Below are 21,092 nucleotides of genomic sequence, written 5' to 3' on the forward strand. Positions count from 1 at the left end.
AACGAGTGGTTGTGTGGGCGTATTCACATAACCGCCTATCCCTTGCCGGCTCGTATCATCCCGGAGTCGGGAACCACCCCTTCTTCTCCGGGTCACAGCGCCGTTACTCCATTGAGCCGATACCTATTGAGGAAAAGGCATGAAAACGTCAGATGGTTTCGATGCACGTCGCCTGCGCCCCAGGGGTCAGGGCAACTGGGGCAAACGCATCGGTACGCTGATCGCGCTGCTTCTTTTGGCGTCAGGCGTGTTGCTGACCGTTGCCGGAGTTTCCAGCCTGACCGTTCACCCGCAGATGCTCGGCGAGCTGAATGCCAGCCCTGGAGGCGCCGCATTTGTCGCCGTCGGCGGGTTGCTGGTGCTTTATCTGGGTGTCTGGCTATGGCGCCGCTGCCGCCGTCAACGCAGTGCCAGCGGCTTGAGTATCTCGGCGCACCTGATGAAAAAACACAACTGACCCTGGCGCTTGAACGGTTAGAATGGCTTCCTTCGCGGAGGCCCCATGCAAGACGACGATTTTTCCCTGTTCAGAAGCGAAACGCGCGGCGTAAAGCCGCTCAAGCATGAACACGCCGATGTCGGCAAACCCAAGACCGATCGAAAAATGCTGGCCCGCCTGCGTCAGTCGGCGACTGTGCGCACCGATTCGGTGACCGTCGACGGCTTGTCGGATCAATTCGTGATCGATGTCGGTCCGGAAGATATCCTGAGCTGGTCGCGCGACGGCGTGCAGGAAGGCCAGATGCGCAAGCTCAAACTCGGGCAGATCAGCTTCGAAGGCAGCCTGGACTTACACGGCATGAGCGTGGAAGTGGCGCGTGAGACGCTGTGGGAGTTTCTGGCTGAAGCGACTCGACTGGAAATACGCTGCGTACGTGTCACCCACGGCAAGGCGGTACGCCTCGACGGCAAGCGCCCCATGATCAAGAGCCACGTCAACACCTGGCTGCGTCAGCATTCGCAGGTACTGGGCTTTTGTTCATGCCTGGCCAAACATGGCGGTGCGGGTGCGGTGTACGTGATACTCAGACGCACCATGATGGAAGGACGCGACGAGTAATCCTCCTCGCGCCCCTCTTGCCGGACAGCAATCTGCTGCCCGGCGTATTACTCAGCGCGGGCCAGGACCGCCGGGGCCTCCAGGTCCACCCCCTTCATGATGGCCACCGCCGCCGCCATGTCCGCCCGGACCAGGCCAAAACGGCCAGCAGCCGGAAACCGACGACAGTACGATTGCGAACAACGCTATTTTTGCTACTCGACTCAACATCCGGATTCACTCTCTCGACAGGCAATTGATTAATAACCTGCACAGTCAGACAGCGCCGCACCGGGGAAGTGGGTAGCGATCTGGTCGCCAACGTGTAAGCGCTACGATACAAAACGCATAACGCCCGGTTGATTTGCAGCGCTGCCGTGCACCCGCACTCTTGCGTAAGTTACTATGTGCGCCGTCGGCGACGGGCCTGCCCTCGCACCCATCGAAACCCACACGGAAACACACCCCTGTGACACTGGAACAGAATTACACCGCCATACTCGGGCAACTGGGCGAGGACGTCTCGCGCGAAGGTCTGCTGGACACCCCCAAACGCGCCGCCAAGGCCATGCAGTACCTGTGTCGCGGTTACGCGCAAACGCTGGAAGAAGTCACCAACGGCGCGCTGTTCAGCTCCGATGCCAGTGAAATGGTCATGGTCAAGGACATCGAGCTGTACTCGCTGTGCGAGCATCATCTGCTGCCGTTCATTGGCAAGGCACATGTCGCCTACATTCCTAACGGCAAGGTGCTGGGCCTGTCGAAGGTGGCGCGGATCGTTGATATGTACGCCCGCCGTCTGCAAATCCAGGAAAACCTCAGCCGTCAGATCGCCGAGGCCATCCAGCAGGTTACCGGTGCACTGGGTGTGGCGGTGGTGATCGAAGCCAAGCACATGTGCATGATGATGCGCGGTGTCGAGAAGCAGAACTCGGCCATGATCACGTCAGTGATGCTCGGCGAATTCCGTGAAAATGCTGCCACTCGCAGTGAGTTTCTCAGCCTGATCAAGTGACCCGTTCAGCCAGCGTTCACGTGCCACGGCGCACGCTGAACGTCCGGCCGATTCCCGCCACTGTCCGCAAGAGGTATGACCGTGTTCATGAAAGCGTTAAGAGTCGGCCTTGGCCAGCTCGTCATTGGTATCGACTTCCTGACCCGCCCGAGCAAGAAGAAGCGCGATCCGCAGGCCCAGGCGGTTGTCGCTGAGGCGGCTCAAGACCTGACGCTGTACCAGTTCCACGCCTGCCCGTTCTGCGTGAAAACCCGTCGTACCCTGCACCGTCTCAATGTTCCTGTTGCTTTGCGCGATGCGAAGAACAACGAGCTTGACCGTCAGACGCTGCTTAACGAGGGCGGCAAAATCAAAGTGCCTTGCCTGCGAATCGAAGAAGGCGACAAAACCGTGTGGATGTACGAATCCAAGGTCATTATCGACTACCTGAATCAGCGGTTCGGCGCGATCTGAACACCTCGTGCCCGACGTGCCTCAACGCGGGCAACCTTCCTCGCGGCAGGCGACATAGGCTTGCAATTGCTTGAGGCGCACGCGGGTCTGGTCAGCCAGGCATTGCGACTGCAGCAACGGCCAGATGGAGCCTGAGTCCTCGGGCTTGCCGGCCTGATACAGGCAATCGGCGTCACGCAGGGCTATCCACTTCAGTTGTGCATCCTTGAACGCCTGCTTCTTGGCCGGCGTCTTCAGCCACGTCATCTGCGCCTTGTACTGCTTGTTGAGATCAGCATCGAGCGCCGACAGCTCATTGGCAGCACACTGATTCATGCTGGCCTGATTGGCATCGCAATCCTGAGCCTGTGCCGAGCAGCCGATACCCAGCGCGATGAAAGCGGCCAGAATTGCTATTGAAACACGCATAAATTTCCTTTTATTCAGCCAATGGGTGCATCAATCCAGCATACCGACATAACCCGGTTGCGCCTTGACCCGATCCAGCCAGCGCCGAATTCCGGTGTAAGGTGCCAGATCGAAACCGCCCTGATGAGCGACATGGGTATAGGCGTACAGGGCGATATCGGCGATGGAGAAACTCTCACCGACCAGAAACGGTGTGCGATCAAGCTGCTGCTCCATGACCGCCAGCGCTCGATAACCGGATTTCTGCATGGCCCGATACTCGGTCATGCGTTCAGCCGGCAAGCCCAGATAGAACTGGATGAAGCGGGCAACCGCAACCGACGGCTCATGGCTGTACTGCTCGAAAAACTGCCATTGCAGAACCTGGGTGCGCAGCCGCGGTTCGCTCGGAAGATACCTGGAACCATCAGCCAGAAAATTGAGAATCGCATTGGACTCCCATAGACAAGTGCCGTCTTCCAGTTCCAACACCGGGATCTTGCCGTTTGGGTTCTTCTCCAGAAAAGCCGGGGTCTGGGTTTCGCCATTAAGAATATCGACCGGCACCCACTCGTACTCACTGCCCAACAGGTTAAGCATCAACTTGACCTTGTAGCAGTTGCCCGAGTTGTAATCGCCATAAACCTTGTACATCGCCTGCTCCCTCGATATGCCTGTATTGCCGGCTCTGATCAGGCGGCTTTCAGATTCTGTGCCGCACGGACCACGGACGCCAGTCGCTTTATGCCTTCATTCAGACGCGCCGGGTCGATATGACTGAAATTGAGGCGCAGATGGCCGTGATTGGCGTCCGGGTCAGCAAAAAAAGGTTCGCCCGGCATGAACGCGACGTCCTGCGCCAACGCGGCATCCAGCAAGGTACGGGTGTCCAGCGGCTGTTTCAGGGTCAGCCAGAAGAACAATCCACCTTGCGGGCTGTTCCACTCGGCCAGGTCTGAAAAATGCGTCTGCAAGGCATCCTCGAATGCATCCCGGCGACCACGGTAGAACTCGCACAGCGTCAGCAGATGTTCACGATAGTGCTCAGTGCCAATCCACTGCAAGGCCTGCCATTGGCCAAGGCGATTGGTATGTAGATCGGCGGACTGCTTCAGGCGCAACAGGTGCGGAAACAGATCGGGACTGGCGATCAGATAACCCACACGCAGGCCGGGCAATAGCGTTTTGGAGACCGTGCCGGTGTAGATCCAGCTTGCTGTCTTCAGGCCGCTGACAATCGGCCTGGCACTGCCGCCGTCAAAACTCAACTCGCGGTACGGCTCATCCTCGATCAACGTGACGCCGAACTCGTCAAGCAAAGCCGCAACCGCATCGCGGCTGGCCTGGCTGTAGCGCACTGCCGAGGGGTTCTGGAACGTCGGGATCAGGTAGGCGAATGCGGGCCTGTGCTGCTCCAGGTGCTGGCGCATGGCAACCAGGTCCGGGCCTTCGGCCTGCAGGGGCACGGTGATGCAGTCGGCACCAAACAGCTGAAATATCTGCAGCGCCGCCAGGTAGGTGGGTGCTTCAAGCAGAATCTCGGTGCCTTTGTCGATGTAGAGCTTGGCCGCAAGGTCCAGCGTCTGTTGAGAACCACTGACCACCATGACCTGACTGGCATCGCAAGCAATACCCAGGGCGCGGGCGTCGGCAGCCAGCGCTTCGCGCAGCGCAGGTTCGCCCTCGCTCATGCCGTACTGGCCCAGAGAAACAGGCATGTCAGCCCACTCGACTTTGGGCAGCATCGACTCGGCAGGCAGGCCACCGGCGAACGACATCACTTGCGGGCGCTGAGCGGCGGCGAGGATCTCGCGAATCAGAGAACTTTTCAGACGGGAAACGCGTTCGGAAAAAGCCATGGCACTTACCTGTAGCCGAGACGAAGGAAAATAAGTCAAACTTGTTGACTCAAATTACGACGCCCAGCCCGGATACGTCAACATGCTTGACTTAAAAAAACCTGCCAATCAACAAATGGCCATGGAAGCCTTCTTCTTCGGCTATCAGGCCTTCACCGCCAAGGCTGATGAAATGCTGGCCAAGCGCGGCTTCAGTCGCGTGCATCAGCGCATTGTATTTTTCATCGCTCGCTATCCCGAACTGAGCGTCAAGGAACTGCTCACGGTATTGGGCGTGAGCAAGCAGGCGCTCAATGCCCCGTTGCGCCAACTGATCGGCATGGACCTGGTGCACAGCACCGCCCCGGAAACCGACAAACGCAAACGACTACTCGGGCTCACCGATGAAGGCGCCCGTTTCGAGCAGGCGTTGCGGCGTGAACAGGTCAAGCTGCTGCAACGCGTGTTCGCCGAAGCGGGTCAGGAAGCGGTGGATGGCTGGATGACAGTCAACCTGGCGCTGGGCCAGACACTGCAATCCGGTGCGTGTCCAATCGGGACTGACGTCGAGTAAATGCCACTGTCGCAACTGTGCTGGCGTTTACTCGTATCGCTGTATCGTAAAGCCACGCGACCATACGTTTAGGCTTGGCGTCCTTTGCTACCTGCCCGCTTCAAGGAACGCCCTGCATGAACGAGACCCTCAAGGCGCCATTGCGCCCGCTGACCGACTCATCGCTGTCTGCGGTGGTTGCCGGCTTCATTGCCATGATGACTGGCTGCACCAGCTCACTGGTGCTGATGTTTCAGGCCGGACAGGCGGCGGGGCTGAGCAGCGTGCAGATCTCATCCTGGCTGTGGGCCTTGTTCATGGGCATGGCGGTGTGCAGCATCGGTCTTTCGTTGCGCTACCGCATGCCGATTACCGTGGCGTGGTCCACACCTGGTGCCGCACTGCTGATCACCAGTCTGGGTGGCGTGACATATCCGCAGGCAATTGGCGCGTTCATGACCAGCGCGCTGCTGGTCATCCTGTGCGGCGTAACGGGCAGCTTCGAACGTATCGTGAGGCGTTTGCCAGCCTCGCTGGCTGCGGCCTTGCTGGCGGGAATCCTGTTCAGAATCGGCAGTGAAATCTTCATCGCCGCCCAGCACCGCACCGGCCTGGTGTTGGGCATGTTTTTCTCGTATCTGGTGGTGAAGCGTCTTTCGCCACGCTACTCGGTGCTGCTCGCACTGCTGGTCGGCATCGGGATATCGGGCGCGCTGGGCTTGCTGAACTTCAGCGGTCTGGCGCTGCAAGTCGCCGCGCCGGTCTGGACCACTCCCGAGTTTTCCTGGGCCGCGACGGTCAGCATCGGCATTCCGCTGTTCGTGGTGGCTATGACCTCGCAGAACATGCCCGGTGTGGCGGTGTTGCGAGCCGACGGTTACTACCCGCCTACCTCACCGCTGATATCGGTAACAGGCTTTGCTTCTTTGCTTACCGCACCGTTCGGCTGCCACGGGATCAACCTGGCCGCCATCAGCGCCGCCATCTGTACCAGCCCTCATGCGCACGAGGACAAGTCCAAACGCTACACAGCGGCGATATGGGCCGGGATTTTCTACGCAATCGCCGGGATTTTCGGCGCCACGCTGGCAGGTCTGTTCAGTGCGTTCCCCACGGAGCTGATGATTTCGATTGCCGCACTGGCGCTGCTCGGTTCGATCACCAATGGCCTGACCGTGGCCATGGCCGAGCCCCGCGAGCGCGAACCCGCTCTTATCACCTTCATGGTGACGGCCTCAGGGCTGACGCTGTTTTCCATAGGTTCGGCATTCTGGGGCATTGTTGCGGGCCTGCTGACCATGCTGATCCTGAATGCACGCAAGGCCGGATAAGCCTGCCTCAAGCCCACGTCATAAGAACGATCAACTACGGGCAGTGGCTGACACCAGCAAGGTTCCGGCATCTGCATCGAGTATTGCCTGCGTTCCCAAGGGCACGGCCTGATTGAGATCTCCATGCCCTACCGGCAAGCCGCCCAGCACCGGAATGCCCAGACTGCCCAGCCGTTCCAGCAACACATCGGCGGGGCTGATGGTGCCGCCGGTGTTCGCGGCCGGGGTGAACTCGCCCACCGCGACACCCGCCAGACGCGCAAGGATGCCGCAGTTACCCAGATGGGTCAGCATGCGGTCAACCCGATAGGCCGGTTCGTTGACCTCTTCGATGAGCAAAATCGCACCGGTCATGTCGGGCATGAACGGCGTACCCACCGAGGTATCGAGGATGCACAGATTGCCGCCCAGCAACAGGCCCTGCGCGCTGCCGCCGGTTCTGACCTTCGCCGTTGGTGAGGCATGATCGGCCTTGAGCAATACCGGCTCGGTACTCATCAGCACATGGTGCATGCCGCTGACGAACAGGCCACCGCGTTCCAGCTGCGAGGCGACCGGGCCATGAATAGTGGCCAGACGCGCATGGTTCCATAGCGCACCATGTAGTGCGGTGATATCGGAAAAGCCGGTCACCAGCTTGGGGTCACGACGCACAGCGTCCATATCCACCTGCTGGACAATTCGCTGCACGCCATAGCCGCCGCGGTTGCAGATGACCGCACGGATCTCCGGATCAGCCAGTGCGGCGTTAAGGTCAGCAAGCCGCTCCTCGTCGGTTCCCGAATAGAATGAGTATTTGCCCAGTGCATGCGGATAGACACGCGGACGCAGCCCCCACCCCTTGAGTACCGCGACCGCAGCGTCGATTTTGCCGGGGTCAACAGGCCCGGCAGGCGATACCAACGCCACGGCGTCGCCAGCACGCAGGACCTGAGGGTGAAGCGTCTGTGGAGAAGTAGCTGGCATTACGGTTATCCAGACGTTTGTCGAGCGATGAATCTAGAGCACCGGCGTAAGTGACTCAAGCCCTATCGGCATTCAGCCTGCGTCATCTGCAGATCCGTCTGAACGCCAAAGCCGCATCGGACTCCTATCAATCACATGGATCAAACAGCATTCGCTTGATGATCGCTTCTTGCCTGAGCAACGCGGCGAGCGTTTGAATCCATCTTTGAACCATTTTCTGGAGACCCTGCCATGACTGATCTTTCCAACCGCCAGTTCCTGCTCGCCAAGCGTCCGTCGGGCGATGTGCGCCGTGAAGACTTCACCTATCAAGAGGCTCCGGTCACCGCACTTGCCGAAGGCCAGATACTGGTCAGGAACAAATACCTGTCGCTGGACCCGGCGATGCGTGGCTGGATGAATGACGGAAAATCCTACATTCCGGCCGTAAAGCTGGGCGAAGTGATGCGCGCCCTGGGCGTGGGCGAAGTGCTCGAATCGAAAAACCCGAAATTTGCCGTAGGCGACCATCTGCAAGGCGCACTTGGCGTTCAGGATTACTTCGTGGGCGAGCCAAAAGGCTTTTACAAGGTCGATACCAGCCTTGCCCCGCTACCGCTTTATCTGTCTGCTCTGGGCATGACCGGCATGACTGCCTACCTGGCGCTGCTGGATGTCGGCCAGCCAAAAAGCGGTGATACCGTAGTGATTTCCGGTGCAGCGGGTGCTGTCGGCAGCGTCGCCGGACAAATTGCCAAGCTCAAGGGCTGCCGGGTTGTCGGCATCGCAGGAGGCGCAGAAAAATGCCGTTTACTGACCGAAGAATTGGGCTTCGATGCAGCCATCGACTATAAGTCCGAAGACGTTATGGATGGTTTGAAGCGCCACTGTCCGGATGGCGTGAACGTGTACTTCGACAACGTTGGCGGCGACATTCTGGACGCGGCGCTCAGCCAGCTGGCGGTCGGCGCGCGCGTGGTGATCTGCGGTGCCATCAGTCAGTACAACAACACCACGGCGATCAAAGGCCCGGCCAACTACATGTCACTGCTGGTCAACCGTGCACGCATGGAAGGCTTCATCGTACTGGACCACCCCGAGCGCTTCGCTGAAGCCGGTGAGGTGATGGCGGGCTGGATCAAGGAAGGCAAGCTCAAGAGCAAGGAGCATATCGTCGACGGTCTCGAGACTTTCCCGGAGACCTTCCAGATGCTGTTCAGCGGTGAGAACCAGGGCAAGCTGATCTTGAAAGTGGAATAAAGCCCGCGGGCCGGGCACCTCATGCTTCAGCATGGGGTGCCTTGCCTGATGATGTGCGCCCTTGCGCTCAAGCCAGCTCGGCAACCACCGCAGCCAGGGCCTTCGCCGGGTCAGCTGCCTGGCTGATCGGGCGGCCGATAACGAGGTAATCGGAGCCGGCGTCCAGGGCCTGGCGCGGGGTCAGAATGCGCCGCTGATCGTCCTGCGCACTGCCCGCCGGGCGGATACCGGGCGTCACCAGTTGCAACGACGGGTGAGCAGCTTTCAGGGCCTGCGCTTCCAGCGCCGAACAGACCAGACCGTCCATACCGGCCTTCTCGGCCAGCGCTGCAAGGCGCAGCACCTGCACCTGCGGATCAATATCCAGGCCGACACCGGCAAGATCTTCCCGCTCCATGCTGGTCAGAACGGTCACGCCAATCAGCAGTGGCTGAGGACCGCTGCGCTGCTCGAGCACTTCGCGGCAGGCCGTCATCATGCGTAGCCCGCCTGAACAGTGCACGTTGACCATCCATACGCCCATCTCGGCAGCGGCCTTGACCGCCATCGCCGTGGTATTGGGGATATCGTGGAATTTGAGATCAAGAAACACCTCGAAACCCTTGTTGCGCAGGGTCTCGACGATATCGGCCGCACAACTGGTGAACAGCTCCTTGCCGACCTTGACCCTGCACAGCTTGGGATCGAGCTGATCAGCCAAACGCAAGGCGGCTTCACGGGTCGGAAAATCCAGGGCGACGATGACGGGAGTCTGGCAGGCGGACATGAGCGTGGTCTCAGGTAAGTCGAAATCGGCGCGCATTGTAGCCGAACCGGCGAGCAGACGGGACCCGTAGATCGGCATTTAGCCAGTCGCGTCCATAAAAAGTCATGATTCCCTGCACCCGCAGCGACCACTGCTTCGATGGCCTGCACCAAACCTGCACAACCCGATGAATCGGTTCACTGCAGCGTTCTGTAAACGACCCGTTTTGAAGCAACACGACAATGATCAGTGCACTGGCACGGCCTCTGCAACAGGATGTTTCAACGATTACCGAATCTCAGGGAGATGACCATGAGCACGCAACTCAAGCCAACGCTGGGCACGATTCATCTATGGGGGATCGCTGTCGGGCTGGTGATTTCCGGCGAGTACTTTGGCTGGAGTTACGGCTGGGGCGTGGCGGGTACACTGGGCTTTTTGGTAACAGCCTTGATGGTTGCGACCATGTACACCTGCTTCATCTTCAGCTTTACAGAGCTCACTACGGCCATCCCGCACGCGGGCGGCCCATTTGCCTATAGCCGCCGCGCCTTTGGCGAAAAAGGCGGGCTGATCGCCGGTATGGCCACGCTGATCGAATTCGTATTCGCGCCACCGGCCATTGCCATGGCAATCGGTGCGTACCTTAACGTGCAATACCCGGGGCTTGACCCTAAGCATGCGGCTGTCGGCGCTTACATCGTGTTCATGGCACTCAACATCGTGGGCGTAAAGCTGGCAGCAACCTTTGAGCTGGTCGTGTGCATTCTCGCCGTGGCCGAGCTGCTGGTGTTCATGGGGGTGGTCGCACCTGCATTCAGCTTCAGCAACTTCGCCCTCAACGGCTGGGCCGGTTCCCAGACCTTCGGGCCGGAAGCGATTGCCGGCATGTTCGCCGCCATCCCCTTTGCGATCTGGTTCTTCCTGGCCATTGAAGGCGCTGCAATGGCCGCCGAAGAAGCCAAGGACCCGAAACGCACCATCCCGAAGGCCTACATCAGCGGCATTCTGACCTTGGTGATACTGGCGATCGGCGTCATGCTGTTTGCCGGTGGCGTAGGTGACTGGCGCACCCTGGCCAACATCAACGACCCACTGCCGCAAGCAATGAAAGCCGTGGTCGGTGACAGCTCCGGCTGGCTGCACATGCTGGTGTGGATCGGCCTGTTCGGTCTGGTCGCCAGCTTCCACGGCATCATCATGGGTTACTCGCGCCAGTTCTTCGCCCTCGCCCGTGCCGGTTACCTGCCTGCCTCGCTGGCCAAGCTGTCACGCTTTCAGACACCGCACCGGGCGATCATCGCAGGTGGCCTGATCGGCATCGCCGCCATTTACAGCGATGGCCTGGTCAACCTGAGCGGCATGACACTCACCGCCGCGATGATCACCATGGCTGTTTTCGGCGCTATCGTCATGTACATCATGAGCATGCTCAGCCTGTTCAAGCTGCGCAAGACCGAGCCTGATCTTGAGCGCAGCTTCCGCGCGCCAGGTTACCCGGTGGTGCCCGGTATTGCGCTGGCTCTGGCAGTCGTGTGCCTGGTGGCAATGGCCTGGTTCAACATGCTGATCGGCCTGATTTTCCTCGGGCTGATGGCCATCGGTTTTATCTACTTCAGCCTGACTGCCAAATCGCGCGCCGATGCACCGACCGACGCGATGCTGACCGGGCAATAATTCAGAGACTTTCCGGGGTTGCGTGCAAAGGGTTTTGCACGCAACCCGATCAGGGCGCATACACTTGAACCATTGAGCAGCCTCGCTGCTCAAACCGGTATCACAACAAGGAGAGCGCTATGCCCTGGTATGCCTGGTTAATTCTGCTCGTAGCCATCGGCTCGATCGTCGGCGGTCTTATGATGCTGCGCGATACAGCCAAGAAACTGCCCCTCACCGAAGAACAACTCAAGCGCGTCCATGAGCGCAACGCCGAAATGGACGCCAAGGAAGCCAAGGACCGTTAAATAAGTCCGGGTGGCAGGCTGAAAACCTGCCCCTGCCTATTTCCCGATCTCTGCGCTGACCGAAAGCACCTTGATATGAAGCGGCTGAAAGATCGTCTCCAACTCGCCGTCCGCGCGCAACTTCTCCAGCAGCGCTTTGAAGTGTGGAACATCAATGTTGCCATTGGGGCGCAACAACGCGTATTGACGGTAGATCTGATCAACGCGTTCGGAGACCATTAACTGCGCCGCTTCATCTTTGTTATGTGCCATAAAATCAATCAGATAAGAACGGGTAACAGGCGCGATATCCGCCCGATTGCGCACCACCATCAATAGATTACTGTCGTGAGAATAGGTGGAGGTCACATTGAAGTGCTCACTCAAGTACTTCTGATCGGTATTGAAGTTGGCAAATCCATAATGGTAACCACTGAACAACGCCAGACGTTTGTCAGACAGATCATCGAAGTAATTCTGATCACGCCCTTCGACCCGCCTTGCTACATAGACCTCGGCATCTTCAAGGCCCAGATCGACGGTTTCGTGCGCAATATCCTTCCAGCCCCAGTCAGGGTTCTCGAAGATCGCAACATCGAAACGCCCTTCCGCAAAGTCACGAAAACGCCGGGGCACGGAGGTGGGGATCATCACAAACTCGTAATCGTCCTGCTCGGCATTCAGGGCATCGATAAGCTTGGGCAACAGACCGGCGTCTTCGCCTTTTTCAGGGCGGACCATATACGGAGGGAAATGCACGGCGGCCACCCGCACGACCTGCGCGGCATAGACTTGGGACGTTGCCATGAACGACACAAAGAGCAGAAGGCCTGTGGCGAACGTGCGCGCGACGCCATTAATTAATACTGCAAATTTTTTCATAAAACACGACATCAATCAAAGCCCTCCACGCTATGCGGTTTCCATGATTTAAACAACTGTCAAATCAACGGCGTCAGCATTGCTCACAGTGGTTACTATTGTGCACCGCTGCGATGAACTCGCGTGAGGCACCAATGCCATTAGCAGCGGTCACTGTAAGGGCAGTTGTAAAAACGATATTGTCGGCGCAGCCTCAAGCGTGGGCGCAACAGGCTAATCTGGCTACGCTGAAGCCATTGACTATCGTAAGGGAGCTTGATGATGCCGCATTGGCTGGTGATTGATCTGGAGGCTACCACTGAAGAAGGTGGCTGGCCGGTCGCAGAAATGGAAGTCATCGAAATAGGCGCGACGCTGGTCAATCAGGACGGGCGCGAGCTGGACCATTTCGAGCGCTTCGTACGACCCGCACGCAGGCCTGTGCTGACTCATTTTTGCCGAGAGCTGACCCATATCAATCAAAGCAGTATCGACAGCGCTGCGCCCCTGACGACCGTGTGGCCTCAGTTCGAGCGCTGGTTGAGCCATCACCGTGCCCGCGTGCTGGGATGGGCCAGCTGGGGGGATTACGACCGCCAGCAACTGGAAGAGGAATGGCGCTACCATCGCCTCGACAGCGCACTGTCGAGCATGCCGCATGTCAACCTCAAACAGCGATTCGCCCAGGCCCGTCAGTTACAAAAGCCGATGGGCCTGAACAGCGCCCTGCAACTGGCAGGCATGCAATTCACAGGTCAGCAACACCGGGCACTGGTTGATGCACGCAATACCGCCCGGCTCTTGCCGTTGATACTGCCTAATTGAATCTCGCTGCACGTCGTCGTTTGTTCAGCGTCGACTTGCAAGGGGCGTGACGAGTTTTACCGTGTTGGGCATACTGGCTGGCCATTTCCAGCCCTTTCAAAAGGAATCGCCCATGTTCAAGGTCAACGAGTACTTCGACGGCACCGTCAAATCCATCGCCTTCAGTCAGGTCGACGGTCAGGCAACCATCGGTGTCATGGCGGCGGGCGAATATGAGTTCGGTACAGCGCAACGGGAAATCATGCACGTGATCTCCGGCGAGCTGAACGTGAAGCTCCCGGACAGTACCGACTGGGAAACTTTCTCCACCGGCAGCCAGTTCAATGTCCCGGCCAACAGCAAGTTCCAGCTCAAGGTCAGCGTTGATACCGCTTACCTGTGCGAATACCGCTGAGACTGAACACGTGGGGGGCCTGACCTCCCACCTTGCCCGCACACCTGCCTATACTGCCCCTTTCTATTCTACGCCAGCATTGAACTGCAACGCCGCCAGACGTGCGTAGAGCGGGTTGCTGGCAATCAGTTGCTGATGGGTACCGACCGCCACCAGCCGGCCCTGATCCATAACGGCAATCCGGTCGGCATTCTGCACAGTGGCCAGTCGATGGGCGATGACCAGCGTAGTACGGCCCTGCATCAGGCTTGGCAAGGCTTGCTGAATCAAGTGCTCACTCTGCGCATCCAGCGCACTGGTCGCCTCGTCCAGCAACAGGATCGGCGCATCGACCAGTAACGCGCGGGCAATCGCCAGACGCTGCCGCTGTCCGCCGGACAATCCCACCCCGCCCTCACCCAGATGCGTACCGTAGCCGTCGGCCATGTCGAGAATGAACTCGTGCGCATGGGCGATACGCGCTGCTGCCTGTACCTGCTCAAGGCTCGCAGTGGCGTTTCCGTAACGAATGTTGTCCTCGACACTGCCAAAAAACAGCGCGGGTGATTGTGAAACCAGCGCGAAGCAGCGGCGCAGATCGTGCGGATCGAGCTGTGCGATCGGCACGCCCTCAATCAGGATGCGCCCTTGAATCGGGTCGTAGAAACGCAGCAGCAGGTCGAGGATAGTCGACTTACCTGCTCCGGAAGGCCCGACCAGCGCCAGGGTTTCACCGGGCTCGATGTTCAGGGTCAGGTTATCCAGCGCATTGCGCTCGGGACGCGACGGGTAGGCGAAAGTGACATTCTCCAGCGCCAGCCGCCCGCTGATGCGTTGCGGCAGGCTCTGCAGCTCTGTGGCTGGCGCTTTGATCTCGCTGCGAGCCTGAAGCAGCTCGCCAATCCTCTCTGCGGCACCGGCGGCGCGCTGCAAATCGCCAATCACCTCGCTCAACGTTCCGAACGCCATGCCGACCATCAGCGCGTAAAACACAAACGCTGCCAGCTCCCCGCTGGAAATACGTCCGCTGATCACGTCCATGCCGCCCACCCACAGCATTACCGCCACTGCGCCCAGCACCAGAACGATCACCAGCGTAATCAGCCAGGAGCGCTGCAAAATCCGTTTGCGAGCGGTATCGAACGCCTGCTCCACCGTATGTGAAAAACGCTGTTTGTCCTGCTCTTGATGGTTGTACGCCTGCACCGTCTTGATCTGCCCCAGCGCTTCGGCCACGTAGCTGCCCACATTGGCGACCCGATCCTGGCTCTCGCGCGACAGGTTTCGTACCCGCCGTCCGAACATGAGAATGGGGGCGATGATCAGCGGCAACGCCACCACCACGATGCTGGTGAGCTTGGGGTTGGTGATGAACAACAGCATGATGCCGCCAACGACCATCAGTACGTTGCGCAGGAACATCGACAGTGACGAGCCGATCACCGACTGCAACAACGTGGTATCGGCAGTCAGCCGCGACTGGATTTCCGAGCTGCGATTGTTCTCGTAGAAGCCCGGATGCAGCTCTATCAGGTGATCGAATACTTTCTTGCGCAGGTCGGCGACCACGCGCTCGCCGATCCATGACACCAGATAAAAGCGGGCGAACGTTCCGATGGCCAGGCCAACCGTCAGCAGCATGAAAAAGCCGATCGAGCGCTCGAGCAACTGCGGCGAGCGGGTCATGAAGCCCTGATCGACCATCAGCTTGATGCCCTGGCCGATCGACAGGGTGATACCCGCGGTAATGACCAGTGCCAACAACGCTCCGAACGCTTGCCAGCGATACGGCGCAATGAAACTCGCGGCCAGGCGAAGTGCCTGGCGGTGACGTCGGGTAATCCGTGAAATCATGAAGCCTGCCTGTTTGCCCGATCTGTCTGAATAGCGAAGCCTACACCTGTCATGCATGACGCGCTGTGCATCATTTCGAATGAACTTGCGCCCGGCTTCAAAGGTCAGGTTATGACTGCTTTACAGAGGCGCTATAAGACATCGATCTAAGCGCCTGCTGGCAGATTTGCATCATTTCTGTTGCACTGGGAACGCGTTTGAGCGGCTGACAGAACCTGTCACGGACCGGTCATCAAGCGCGGTTAATTTAACGCCGTTACCTGATGAAAGGAGAAACACCATGAGCCTGCAAGAGCGCAGCAACGAAGTTCCAGTCGTTCGAGCCACGCCCAATCTGCCGGTTGGCGGTACAATTCTCGACGAGCATGGGCAAGAAGTCCTGATCACTGAAGCAATGGTTCAGGCCGCCTGCCAGGAATGCGACAAGAACTGGGTAACCCCGGAAAAATAAAACCGAACCTGACCAAATGTCTTGAAACCCGACCCTGAGTCGGGTTTTTTATGTCCCGCGTTTACCGGACGATCAGACCAGTACGGCCCCCAGCGCCTGCACGAGTTGCGCCAGCCCCCCGGACTCACCTTCCAAACGGACCTTCAGACCTTCGATTTCCCGACGTGGCGGGTAATGCTTGCGCAGGGCATCGAAGGCCAGCCGCTGACTGGCAGTGTCGCCGGTGAGGCTGCGCCGAAAGTCTGCATCGTCACGCCGCGGGTCGTACACGCCACGGCACAGCATGTTCAGTGCCCAGACCGGATCGCTTGCAGCATCAAGACTGACCTGCGCCAGCCACGGCTTGGGCAGCAGATCGTCCAGTTTTATCACCGCAGGCTGCCCCAGAAAGGCACACAGCGCCTGATAGATCTGCGCAGTACCCCGTTGCCTGCCATCAAGGCTGTAACCGGCGATGTGCGGCGTACCCAGAACGCACAGGTCGGCCAGCGCCACGTTGACCTGCGGCTCACCTTCCCACACATCCAGCACGGCTTGCAGGTCTTCGCGCTCAAGCAGCACGTCGTGCAGCGCAGTGTTGTCCACCACGGCACCACGGCTGGCATTGATCAGCCAGGCGCCCTGCCTGAGTTGGCGCAAACGGGTTTCGTCGAGCAGGTGCCAGGTTGCCAACGCCCCGGTCTTGCTCAACGGCGTGTGCAGGCTGATGACGTCACAGCGCTGCAATATCTCGTCAAGGCTGACGAAGTCACCACCTTCGGCAGACTCGCGTGGCGGATCGCAGACCAGTACGTTCCAGCCAAGCGCCTTCAAGACATCGACCAGACGACCACCCACCTGCCCTGCACCGACCACACCGTAAGTACGTTGCGCGAGGTCGACGCCTTCGATTTCAGCCAGGGTCAGCAGGCTGCCGAGCACGTAATCCACCACGCCGCGCGCATTGCAGCCCGGTGCGCTGGCCCACTGGATACCGGCTTGCTGAAACCCGTCCAGATCCAGATGATCGGTGCCGATGGTGCAGGTGCCGACAAACCGCACCGGGCTGCCTTCGAGCAGCTCACGGGTTACGGGTGTCACGGAGCGCACCAGCAGGATGTCGGCGTTCGCCACCGCAGCGCGATCTATGGCGCGTCCCGGCAAGCGATGAATCTCACCGAAATGAGCGAAAAAAGCGTCGAGCAGGGGAATATTTTCGTCAGCAACAATGCGCATGGAAGACTCTCTGGGTCTGGCGAGCAGGGACCGGTCCCCAGTGGGAACAGGTGCGTCGTGAACCGGCGCGGGTTGCAGCGATGTAACAATCAATCAGGCTTTTTGCGTATCCAGTACAGGAACGTGCCCTCTTCAGCCTGCTCCGCAACCAGCTCATGCCCAAGAAATACACAGAACTTCGGAATATCTCGGCGCGTGGACGGATCGGTCGCGATCACCTTGAGCAGGCCGCCCGCAGGCAAGTCACGCACCTTTTGATGCAGCATCATCACCGGTTCCGGACAGAACAGGCCGACAGCGTCCAGCACGGCGTCGACGGTGAGGTTTTCAATGGGCTCAGACATGGGGCACTCCAGAGGCGGGTGACGATTGTCGCTCAATTCAGTCGGTCAGGCCAAATACTGATGGTTGTACTGATGCCGAACGGCGGCGCGCAGCAAGACAGCAGACAGAAAAATGCCAGGCACATGGCCTGGCATTGATCGTGACCCAGACGACCGTCAGAACGGCAGTTTCATGCCCGGTGGCAACTGCATGCCTGCGGTCATGGAAGCGGTCTTGTCCTGGCTGGCCTGCTCGATCTTGCGCACGGCGTCGTTGACGGCGGCGGCGATCAGGTCTTCCAGCACTTCCTTGTCTTCCTGCATCAGGCTGTCATCCAGATTGATGCGCTTGACGTCGTGACGACCGGTCATCACGACGCTCACCAGGCCTGCGCCCGATTGACCGGTGACTTCCGCGTTGGCCAGTTCTTCCTGCATCTTGGCCATTTTTTCCTGCATTTGCTGCGCCTGCTTCATCAGGCCAGCCATGCCACCTTTCATCATGGGATATCTCCTCGAAAATGGATGGTTTTTTTGCGCGGCGCCAATGGCGCCCTGTGTTCAGTTATTGAGGCTGCACCGCAGGCGCGTCTACGGGCTGGATAGTATCTTCCCGGATAACAGCGCCAAACTGCTGCAACATCTGCTGGATATACGGGTCGGCCTGGATCGAGGCTTCGGCCTGACGCTGACGCTCGGCACGCAGTCGCGAAGCAGCCTGGGCAGGAGTTTCCTGCTCGGGCTTGATCAGCTCGATACTCAGATTGATCGTGCGACCATGATACTGGTTCAACGCATCGTTCAGGCGGCGCTGCTGGGTTGAGTTGAACAGGGCGCTGTGCGCCGGGTCCAGGTGCAGCAGCCATTTATCGCCATCGACCGCCATCAAGGTGCAGTTGGCGGCAATGCTGCCGGTCATGCCGGAGATCGGCAGTTTGGGGAATACCTCCAGCCAGTCGGCAGCAAGGCCGGTGGCTGGTTTGGCGGCCGGAGCGGGCTCGGGCTCGACCGCTTCAAGCTCGACGACGCTCTCGTGGGCCAGTTCATCCAGATAGCTATAGGACGCCGGGTCGATGTCGATATCCGGCTCGACGTAATCGTCATCCGCTGGCGGCTCGTCATCGCGCCCCATTGGGCCGGAATTCGAAGACATCGAATCCGGATTCATGGACAGATAGGCGGAATCAGGGATGGCTTCAAGCATCGCCGGTGTAACCTGCTGCTCGGCAACCGGCTGCGCAGGTTCCGCCTCCGGCGCATCTGGCACTGGGCTGGCGGGCGCAGGCGTCGGCATTGGCGTGAGGTCTGGCTGTTCGGAGACAGTCTCCAGAACCGGCTCGGCTACCGGTTCTGCAACAGTGCCAGTGTCAGGTGCGGATTCAGCGTTTTTTTCGGCAACCGGTGCCTTTGGCTCATTCCACGGCAGATCGACTTCTTCGACCGGCTCGGGCTGTGCTTGCGGCTGTGATTCTGGCTGTGCTGCGGGCTCAGCTCGTGCAGCAGCGGTCGGCATCGGGGCGGCGGCTGGCGGCAGCGCTTCGAAGGCCGGATCGGGCGCAGCCATCACCGGTGCTGTTGAAACTGCGGGAGCTACCGATGCAACAGGTGTCGCATCGGCCACTGCTTTTCGGGAATCAACCGTGGCCTGGCTGATCCCCACCGGCTTTAGCGGTTGCCTCGGCGCATCGTCGTTATCGGCCGGGCGGAATGCCAGCATGCGCAGCAGGACCATCTCGAAACCGCCACGCGGATCCGGGGCCAGCGGCAAGTCACGACGACCAATCAGACCCATCTGGTAATAGAACTGCACGTCTTCGGCAGGCAATGCCTGGGCCAGCGCCAACACCCGGTCGCGGTCGCCGTGCCCGTTGTCGACGCCTTCGGGCAACGCCTGGGCAATCGCCACGCGGTGCAGAACATTGAGAATTTCCGAGAGCACACCATTCCAGTCAGGCCCCTGCTCGGCCAGGTGGCGTACCGCCTCCAGCACACCGCGCGCGTCGCCTTCCAGCAACGCAGTCAGCACATCGAACACCTGACCATGATCCAGTGTGCCGAGCATGGCGCGCACATCGGCAGCCATGACCTTGCCTTCACCAAAGGCAATGGCCTGATCGGTCAGGCTCATCGCGTCACGCATCGAACCGTCGGCAGCGCGCCCGAGCAGCCACAGCGCATCGTCTTCGAACGGCACATTCTCGACGCCCAGCACGTGGGTCAGGTGCTCGACCACACGTTCTGGCGTCATGTTTTTCAGCGAGAACTGCAGGCAGCGCGACAGAATGGTCGCAGGCAGCTTCTGCGGATCGGTGGTAGCGAGGATGAACTTGACGTAGGGCGGCGGCTCTTCAAGCGTCTTGAGCAAGGCGTTGAACGAGTGACTGGAGAGCATGTGCACTTCGTCGATCAGGTAGACCTTGAAGCGACCGCGACTTGGCGCGTACTGCACGTTATCCAGCAGTTCGCGCGTGTCTTCGACCTTGGTGCGGCTGGCGGCGTCGATCTCGATCAGATCGACGAAACGGCCCTCGTCGATCTCCTTGCACACCGAGCAGGTGCCACAGGGCGTAGAGGTGATGCCGGTTTCGCAGTTCAGGCACTTGGCGATGATCCGCGCGATAGTGGTCTTGCCGACGCCTCGCGTGCCGGTGAACAAATAGGCATGGTGCAGGCGCTGGCTGTCCAGCGCGTTGATCAGGGCCTTCAACACATGAGCCTGGCCGACCATTTCGCGGAACGAGCGCGGACGCCATTTACGTGCAAGAACCTGATAACTCATTTAAAACCGTCGCAACTGGTAAGCGGAAGACCGCCAATGCTAGCCGAGCAGGGGCAAAATTGCATCTGGTGTCCGCCTCTATTGTGGCTAAGCTGAGCAAATGAATCCAATGACGCGCTTTAAACGGACTTTTGCAGAGCCACGGCTGCCTCGTGCAGCCGTGGCGTGCATGCTGTTGCTGTCGATGCAGACGGTGAGCGCGGCCAAAGGCACTCTGGACTTCGCGGTCAACGAAGGGTGGACCATGCCGATGATGCATATCACCGACTTTCGGCCCGAATCCGGCATTCTGTTCGACATCATGCAAAGCGTTGCGCACCATGTCGGCCTTGAAGCCAGGTACCACGTGATGCCGCGCCTGCGCATCCAGTCGGCGCTTGAGCGTGGCGAAGTAGACATGCATTGCTACAGCTCACAGGCGTGGTATCCCGATCTGTCCGGGGATTACCTCTGGAGCCTGCCGATTCTCTACCAACGCGACTGGCTGGTCGCTTCAGCCGAAACAGCTGCGGGTCCTTACCCGGAGCAGTTCGACAATGAAACCGTCGGCACGGTACTTGGCTACAACTACCCTGCCCTGCAGCATCTTTTCGATAATCATCAACTGATACGTGAAGACGCGCGCACACAGAACCAGACGCTCGGCAAGCTGATGGCTGGACGCTACAACTACGCCGTGACCAACCAGTTGATCCTTGAATGGACCAATCGAAACCTGCCTGTCGGCAGAAGGCTGAAGCCCATATCGCTGGTTGCAGAGCAGCCTGCGGCCTGCCTGATACGCAACACCCCCGAGCTGCCGACAGGTAAAATCCTGCGCACACTGGTGCAAATGCGCCTGTCGGGCGAGATTCAGCAAATCATCGATCACTACACCGCGCCCACGCCCCCGTAACCCTTCA

At 59.4% G+C, this 21,092-nt stretch carries 24 protein-coding genes; 13 read left to right on the top strand and 11 right to left on the bottom strand.

The genetic code is table 11. The annotated features are described in order from the left end of the window. The first annotated feature begins 139 nt into the window (after positions 1-139). From RYB66_RS03755 to RYB66_RS03770, 4 genes are all read left to right on the top strand, one after another. The gene (locus RYB66_RS03755; protein ID WP_002552838.1) at positions 140-457 is read left to right on the top strand and encodes a hypothetical protein; all 318 of its coding nucleotides are present in this window, start codon (positions 140-142) and stop codon (positions 455-457) included. 45 nt (positions 458-502) lie between these two features. Next, a complete protein-coding gene (locus RYB66_RS03760; protein WP_005755898.1) occupies positions 503-1,060 on the top strand; it encodes a Smr/MutS family protein in 558 nt (185 codons plus the stop codon). A gap of 448 nt (positions 1,061-1,508) precedes the next feature. After that, the gene (gene folE, locus RYB66_RS03765) at positions 1,509-2,054 is read left to right on the top strand and encodes a GTP cyclohydrolase I FolE (RefSeq protein ID WP_002552836.1); all 546 of its coding nucleotides are present in this window, start codon (positions 1,509-1,511) and stop codon (positions 2,052-2,054) included. Between the two features lie 75 nt (positions 2,055-2,129). Next, the gene (locus tag RYB66_RS03770) at positions 2,130-2,507 is read left to right on the top strand and encodes a glutathione S-transferase N-terminal domain-containing protein (RefSeq protein ID WP_005744345.1); all 378 of its coding nucleotides are present in this window, start codon (positions 2,130-2,132) and stop codon (positions 2,505-2,507) included. Positions 2,508-2,528: 21 nt separating this feature from the next. On the opposite strand, the gene RYB66_RS03775 is transcribed toward RYB66_RS03770, so the two are convergent. From RYB66_RS03775 to RYB66_RS03785, 3 genes are read right to left on the bottom strand one after another with little or no spacing between them, the layout of a single operon-like run. Further along, positions 2,529-2,915 (bottom strand): lysozyme inhibitor LprI family protein, encoded by a 387-nt coding sequence (locus RYB66_RS03775; RefSeq protein ID WP_005744344.1) that lies wholly within the window; start codon positions 2,913-2,915, stop codon positions 2,529-2,531. Between the two features lie 30 nt (positions 2,916-2,945). Further along, positions 2,946-3,548 carry a glutathione S-transferase family protein gene (locus RYB66_RS03780; RefSeq protein ID WP_005744343.1) on the bottom strand — a complete coding sequence of 201 codons (603 nt, stop codon included), beginning with the start codon at positions 3,546-3,548 and terminating at the stop codon, positions 2,946-2,948. Positions 3,549-3,586: 38 nt separating this feature from the next. After that, the gene (locus RYB66_RS03785; RefSeq protein WP_316893841.1) at positions 3,587-4,753 is read right to left on the bottom strand and encodes a PLP-dependent aminotransferase family protein; all 1,167 of its coding nucleotides are present in this window, start codon (positions 4,751-4,753) and stop codon (positions 3,587-3,589) included. Positions 4,754-4,835: 82 nt separating this feature from the next. On the opposite strand from RYB66_RS03785, the gene RYB66_RS03790 reads away from it, so the two are divergent. Both RYB66_RS03790 and RYB66_RS03795 read left to right on the top strand, forming a co-directional pair. After that, on the top strand, positions 4,836-5,306 hold the full coding sequence (locus RYB66_RS03790; RefSeq protein WP_004658431.1) for a MarR family transcriptional regulator: 471 nt from the start codon (positions 4,836-4,838) through the stop codon (positions 5,304-5,306). A 116-nt stretch (positions 5,307-5,422) separates the two neighbouring features. After that, positions 5,423-6,616, top strand: coding sequence for a benzoate/H(+) symporter BenE family transporter (locus RYB66_RS03795; protein WP_016981406.1), 1,194 nt, complete (start codon positions 5,423-5,425; stop codon positions 6,614-6,616). Positions 6,617-6,646: 30 nt separating this feature from the next. Here the strand turns inward: RYB66_RS03795 and RYB66_RS03800 are convergent, their stop codons facing one another. Continuing rightward, positions 6,647-7,582: an LD-carboxypeptidase gene (locus RYB66_RS03800; RefSeq protein ID WP_005744339.1), complete on the bottom strand. Its 936-nt coding sequence runs from the start codon at positions 7,580-7,582 to the stop codon at positions 6,647-6,649. A 231-nt stretch (positions 7,583-7,813) separates the two neighbouring features. Between RYB66_RS03800 and RYB66_RS03805 the strand changes: the two genes are divergently transcribed. After that, positions 7,814-8,821: an NADP-dependent oxidoreductase gene (locus RYB66_RS03805; RefSeq protein ID WP_010197167.1), complete on the top strand. Its 1,008-nt coding sequence runs from the start codon at positions 7,814-7,816 to the stop codon at positions 8,819-8,821. Between the two features lie 67 nt (positions 8,822-8,888). Here the strand turns inward: RYB66_RS03805 and pyrF are convergent, their stop codons facing one another. Continuing rightward, the gene (gene pyrF, locus RYB66_RS03810; protein ID WP_057405192.1) at positions 8,889-9,587 is read right to left on the bottom strand and encodes an orotidine-5'-phosphate decarboxylase; all 699 of its coding nucleotides are present in this window, start codon (positions 9,585-9,587) and stop codon (positions 8,889-8,891) included. Between the two features lie 291 nt (positions 9,588-9,878). On the opposite strand from pyrF, the gene eat reads away from it, so the two are divergent. Both eat and RYB66_RS03820 read left to right on the top strand, forming a co-directional pair. Then, the gene (eat, locus tag RYB66_RS03815) at positions 9,879-11,243 is read left to right on the top strand and encodes an ethanolamine permease (protein ID WP_005744338.1); all 1,365 of its coding nucleotides are present in this window, start codon (positions 9,879-9,881) and stop codon (positions 11,241-11,243) included. Positions 11,244-11,362: 119 nt separating this feature from the next. Continuing rightward, positions 11,363-11,530 (top strand): DUF2897 family protein, encoded by a 168-nt coding sequence (locus RYB66_RS03820; protein WP_002552826.1) that lies wholly within the window; start codon positions 11,363-11,365, stop codon positions 11,528-11,530. Between the two features lie 36 nt (positions 11,531-11,566). Here the strand turns inward: RYB66_RS03820 and RYB66_RS03825 are convergent, their stop codons facing one another. Continuing rightward, a complete protein-coding gene (locus RYB66_RS03825) occupies positions 11,567-12,403 on the bottom strand; it encodes a substrate-binding periplasmic protein (protein WP_016981409.1) in 837 nt (278 codons plus the stop codon). A 249-nt stretch (positions 12,404-12,652) separates the two neighbouring features. Between RYB66_RS03825 and RYB66_RS03830 the strand changes: the two genes are divergently transcribed. Both RYB66_RS03830 and RYB66_RS03835 read left to right on the top strand, forming a co-directional pair. Beyond that, complete coding sequence (locus RYB66_RS03830; protein WP_005744336.1) at positions 12,653-13,195, top strand: exonuclease domain-containing protein; 543 nt, start codon at positions 12,653-12,655, stop codon at positions 13,193-13,195. A gap of 112 nt (positions 13,196-13,307) precedes the next feature. After that, positions 13,308-13,589 carry a pyrimidine/purine nucleoside phosphorylase gene (locus tag RYB66_RS03835; RefSeq protein ID WP_004658419.1) on the top strand — a complete coding sequence of 94 codons (282 nt, stop codon included), beginning with the start codon at positions 13,308-13,310 and terminating at the stop codon, positions 13,587-13,589. A gap of 63 nt (positions 13,590-13,652) precedes the next feature. Here the strand turns inward: RYB66_RS03835 and RYB66_RS03840 are convergent, their stop codons facing one another. After that, the gene (locus RYB66_RS03840; RefSeq protein ID WP_117139978.1) at positions 13,653-15,422 is read right to left on the bottom strand and encodes an ABC transporter transmembrane domain-containing protein; all 1,770 of its coding nucleotides are present in this window, start codon (positions 15,420-15,422) and stop codon (positions 13,653-13,655) included. Between the two features lie 280 nt (positions 15,423-15,702). Between RYB66_RS03840 and RYB66_RS03845 the strand changes: the two genes are divergently transcribed. Then, positions 15,703-15,873, top strand: coding sequence for a PA1571 family protein (locus RYB66_RS03845; protein WP_316893846.1), 171 nt, complete (start codon positions 15,703-15,705; stop codon positions 15,871-15,873). Between the two features lie 72 nt (positions 15,874-15,945). Here the strand turns inward: RYB66_RS03845 and pdxB are convergent, their stop codons facing one another. The 4 genes from pdxB to dnaX form a co-directional block, all read right to left on the bottom strand. Next, positions 15,946-17,088 carry a 4-phosphoerythronate dehydrogenase PdxB gene (pdxB, locus tag RYB66_RS03850; RefSeq protein ID WP_005744333.1) on the bottom strand — a complete coding sequence of 381 codons (1,143 nt, stop codon included), beginning with the start codon at positions 17,086-17,088 and terminating at the stop codon, positions 15,946-15,948. Positions 17,089-17,177: 89 nt separating this feature from the next. Further along, entirely contained in the window at positions 17,178-17,432 is a 255-nt protein-coding gene (gene tusA / locus RYB66_RS03855) for a sulfurtransferase TusA (RefSeq protein ID WP_002552819.1), read from the bottom strand. Positions 17,433-17,588: 156 nt separating this feature from the next. Further along, positions 17,589-17,915: a YbaB/EbfC family nucleoid-associated protein gene (locus tag RYB66_RS03860; protein ID WP_002552818.1), complete on the bottom strand. Its 327-nt coding sequence runs from the start codon at positions 17,913-17,915 to the stop codon at positions 17,589-17,591. A 61-nt stretch (positions 17,916-17,976) separates the two neighbouring features. Continuing rightward, entirely contained in the window at positions 17,977-20,190 is a 2,214-nt protein-coding gene (gene dnaX / locus RYB66_RS03865) for a DNA polymerase III subunit gamma/tau (RefSeq protein ID WP_005782948.1), read from the bottom strand. A 109-nt stretch (positions 20,191-20,299) separates the two neighbouring features. Here dnaX and RYB66_RS03870 point away from each other — a divergent pair, with 109 nt between their 5' ends. Then, a complete protein-coding gene (locus tag RYB66_RS03870; RefSeq protein ID WP_004667473.1) occupies positions 20,300-21,085 on the top strand; it encodes a substrate-binding periplasmic protein in 786 nt (261 codons plus the stop codon). The last annotated feature ends 7 nt before the right edge of the window (positions 21,086-21,092 follow it).

Source organism: Pseudomonas syringae group sp. 243L2, from assembly GCF_032587875.1.
Classification (GTDB): domain Bacteria; phylum Pseudomonadota; class Gammaproteobacteria; order Pseudomonadales; family Pseudomonadaceae; genus Aquipseudomonas; species Aquipseudomonas amygdali.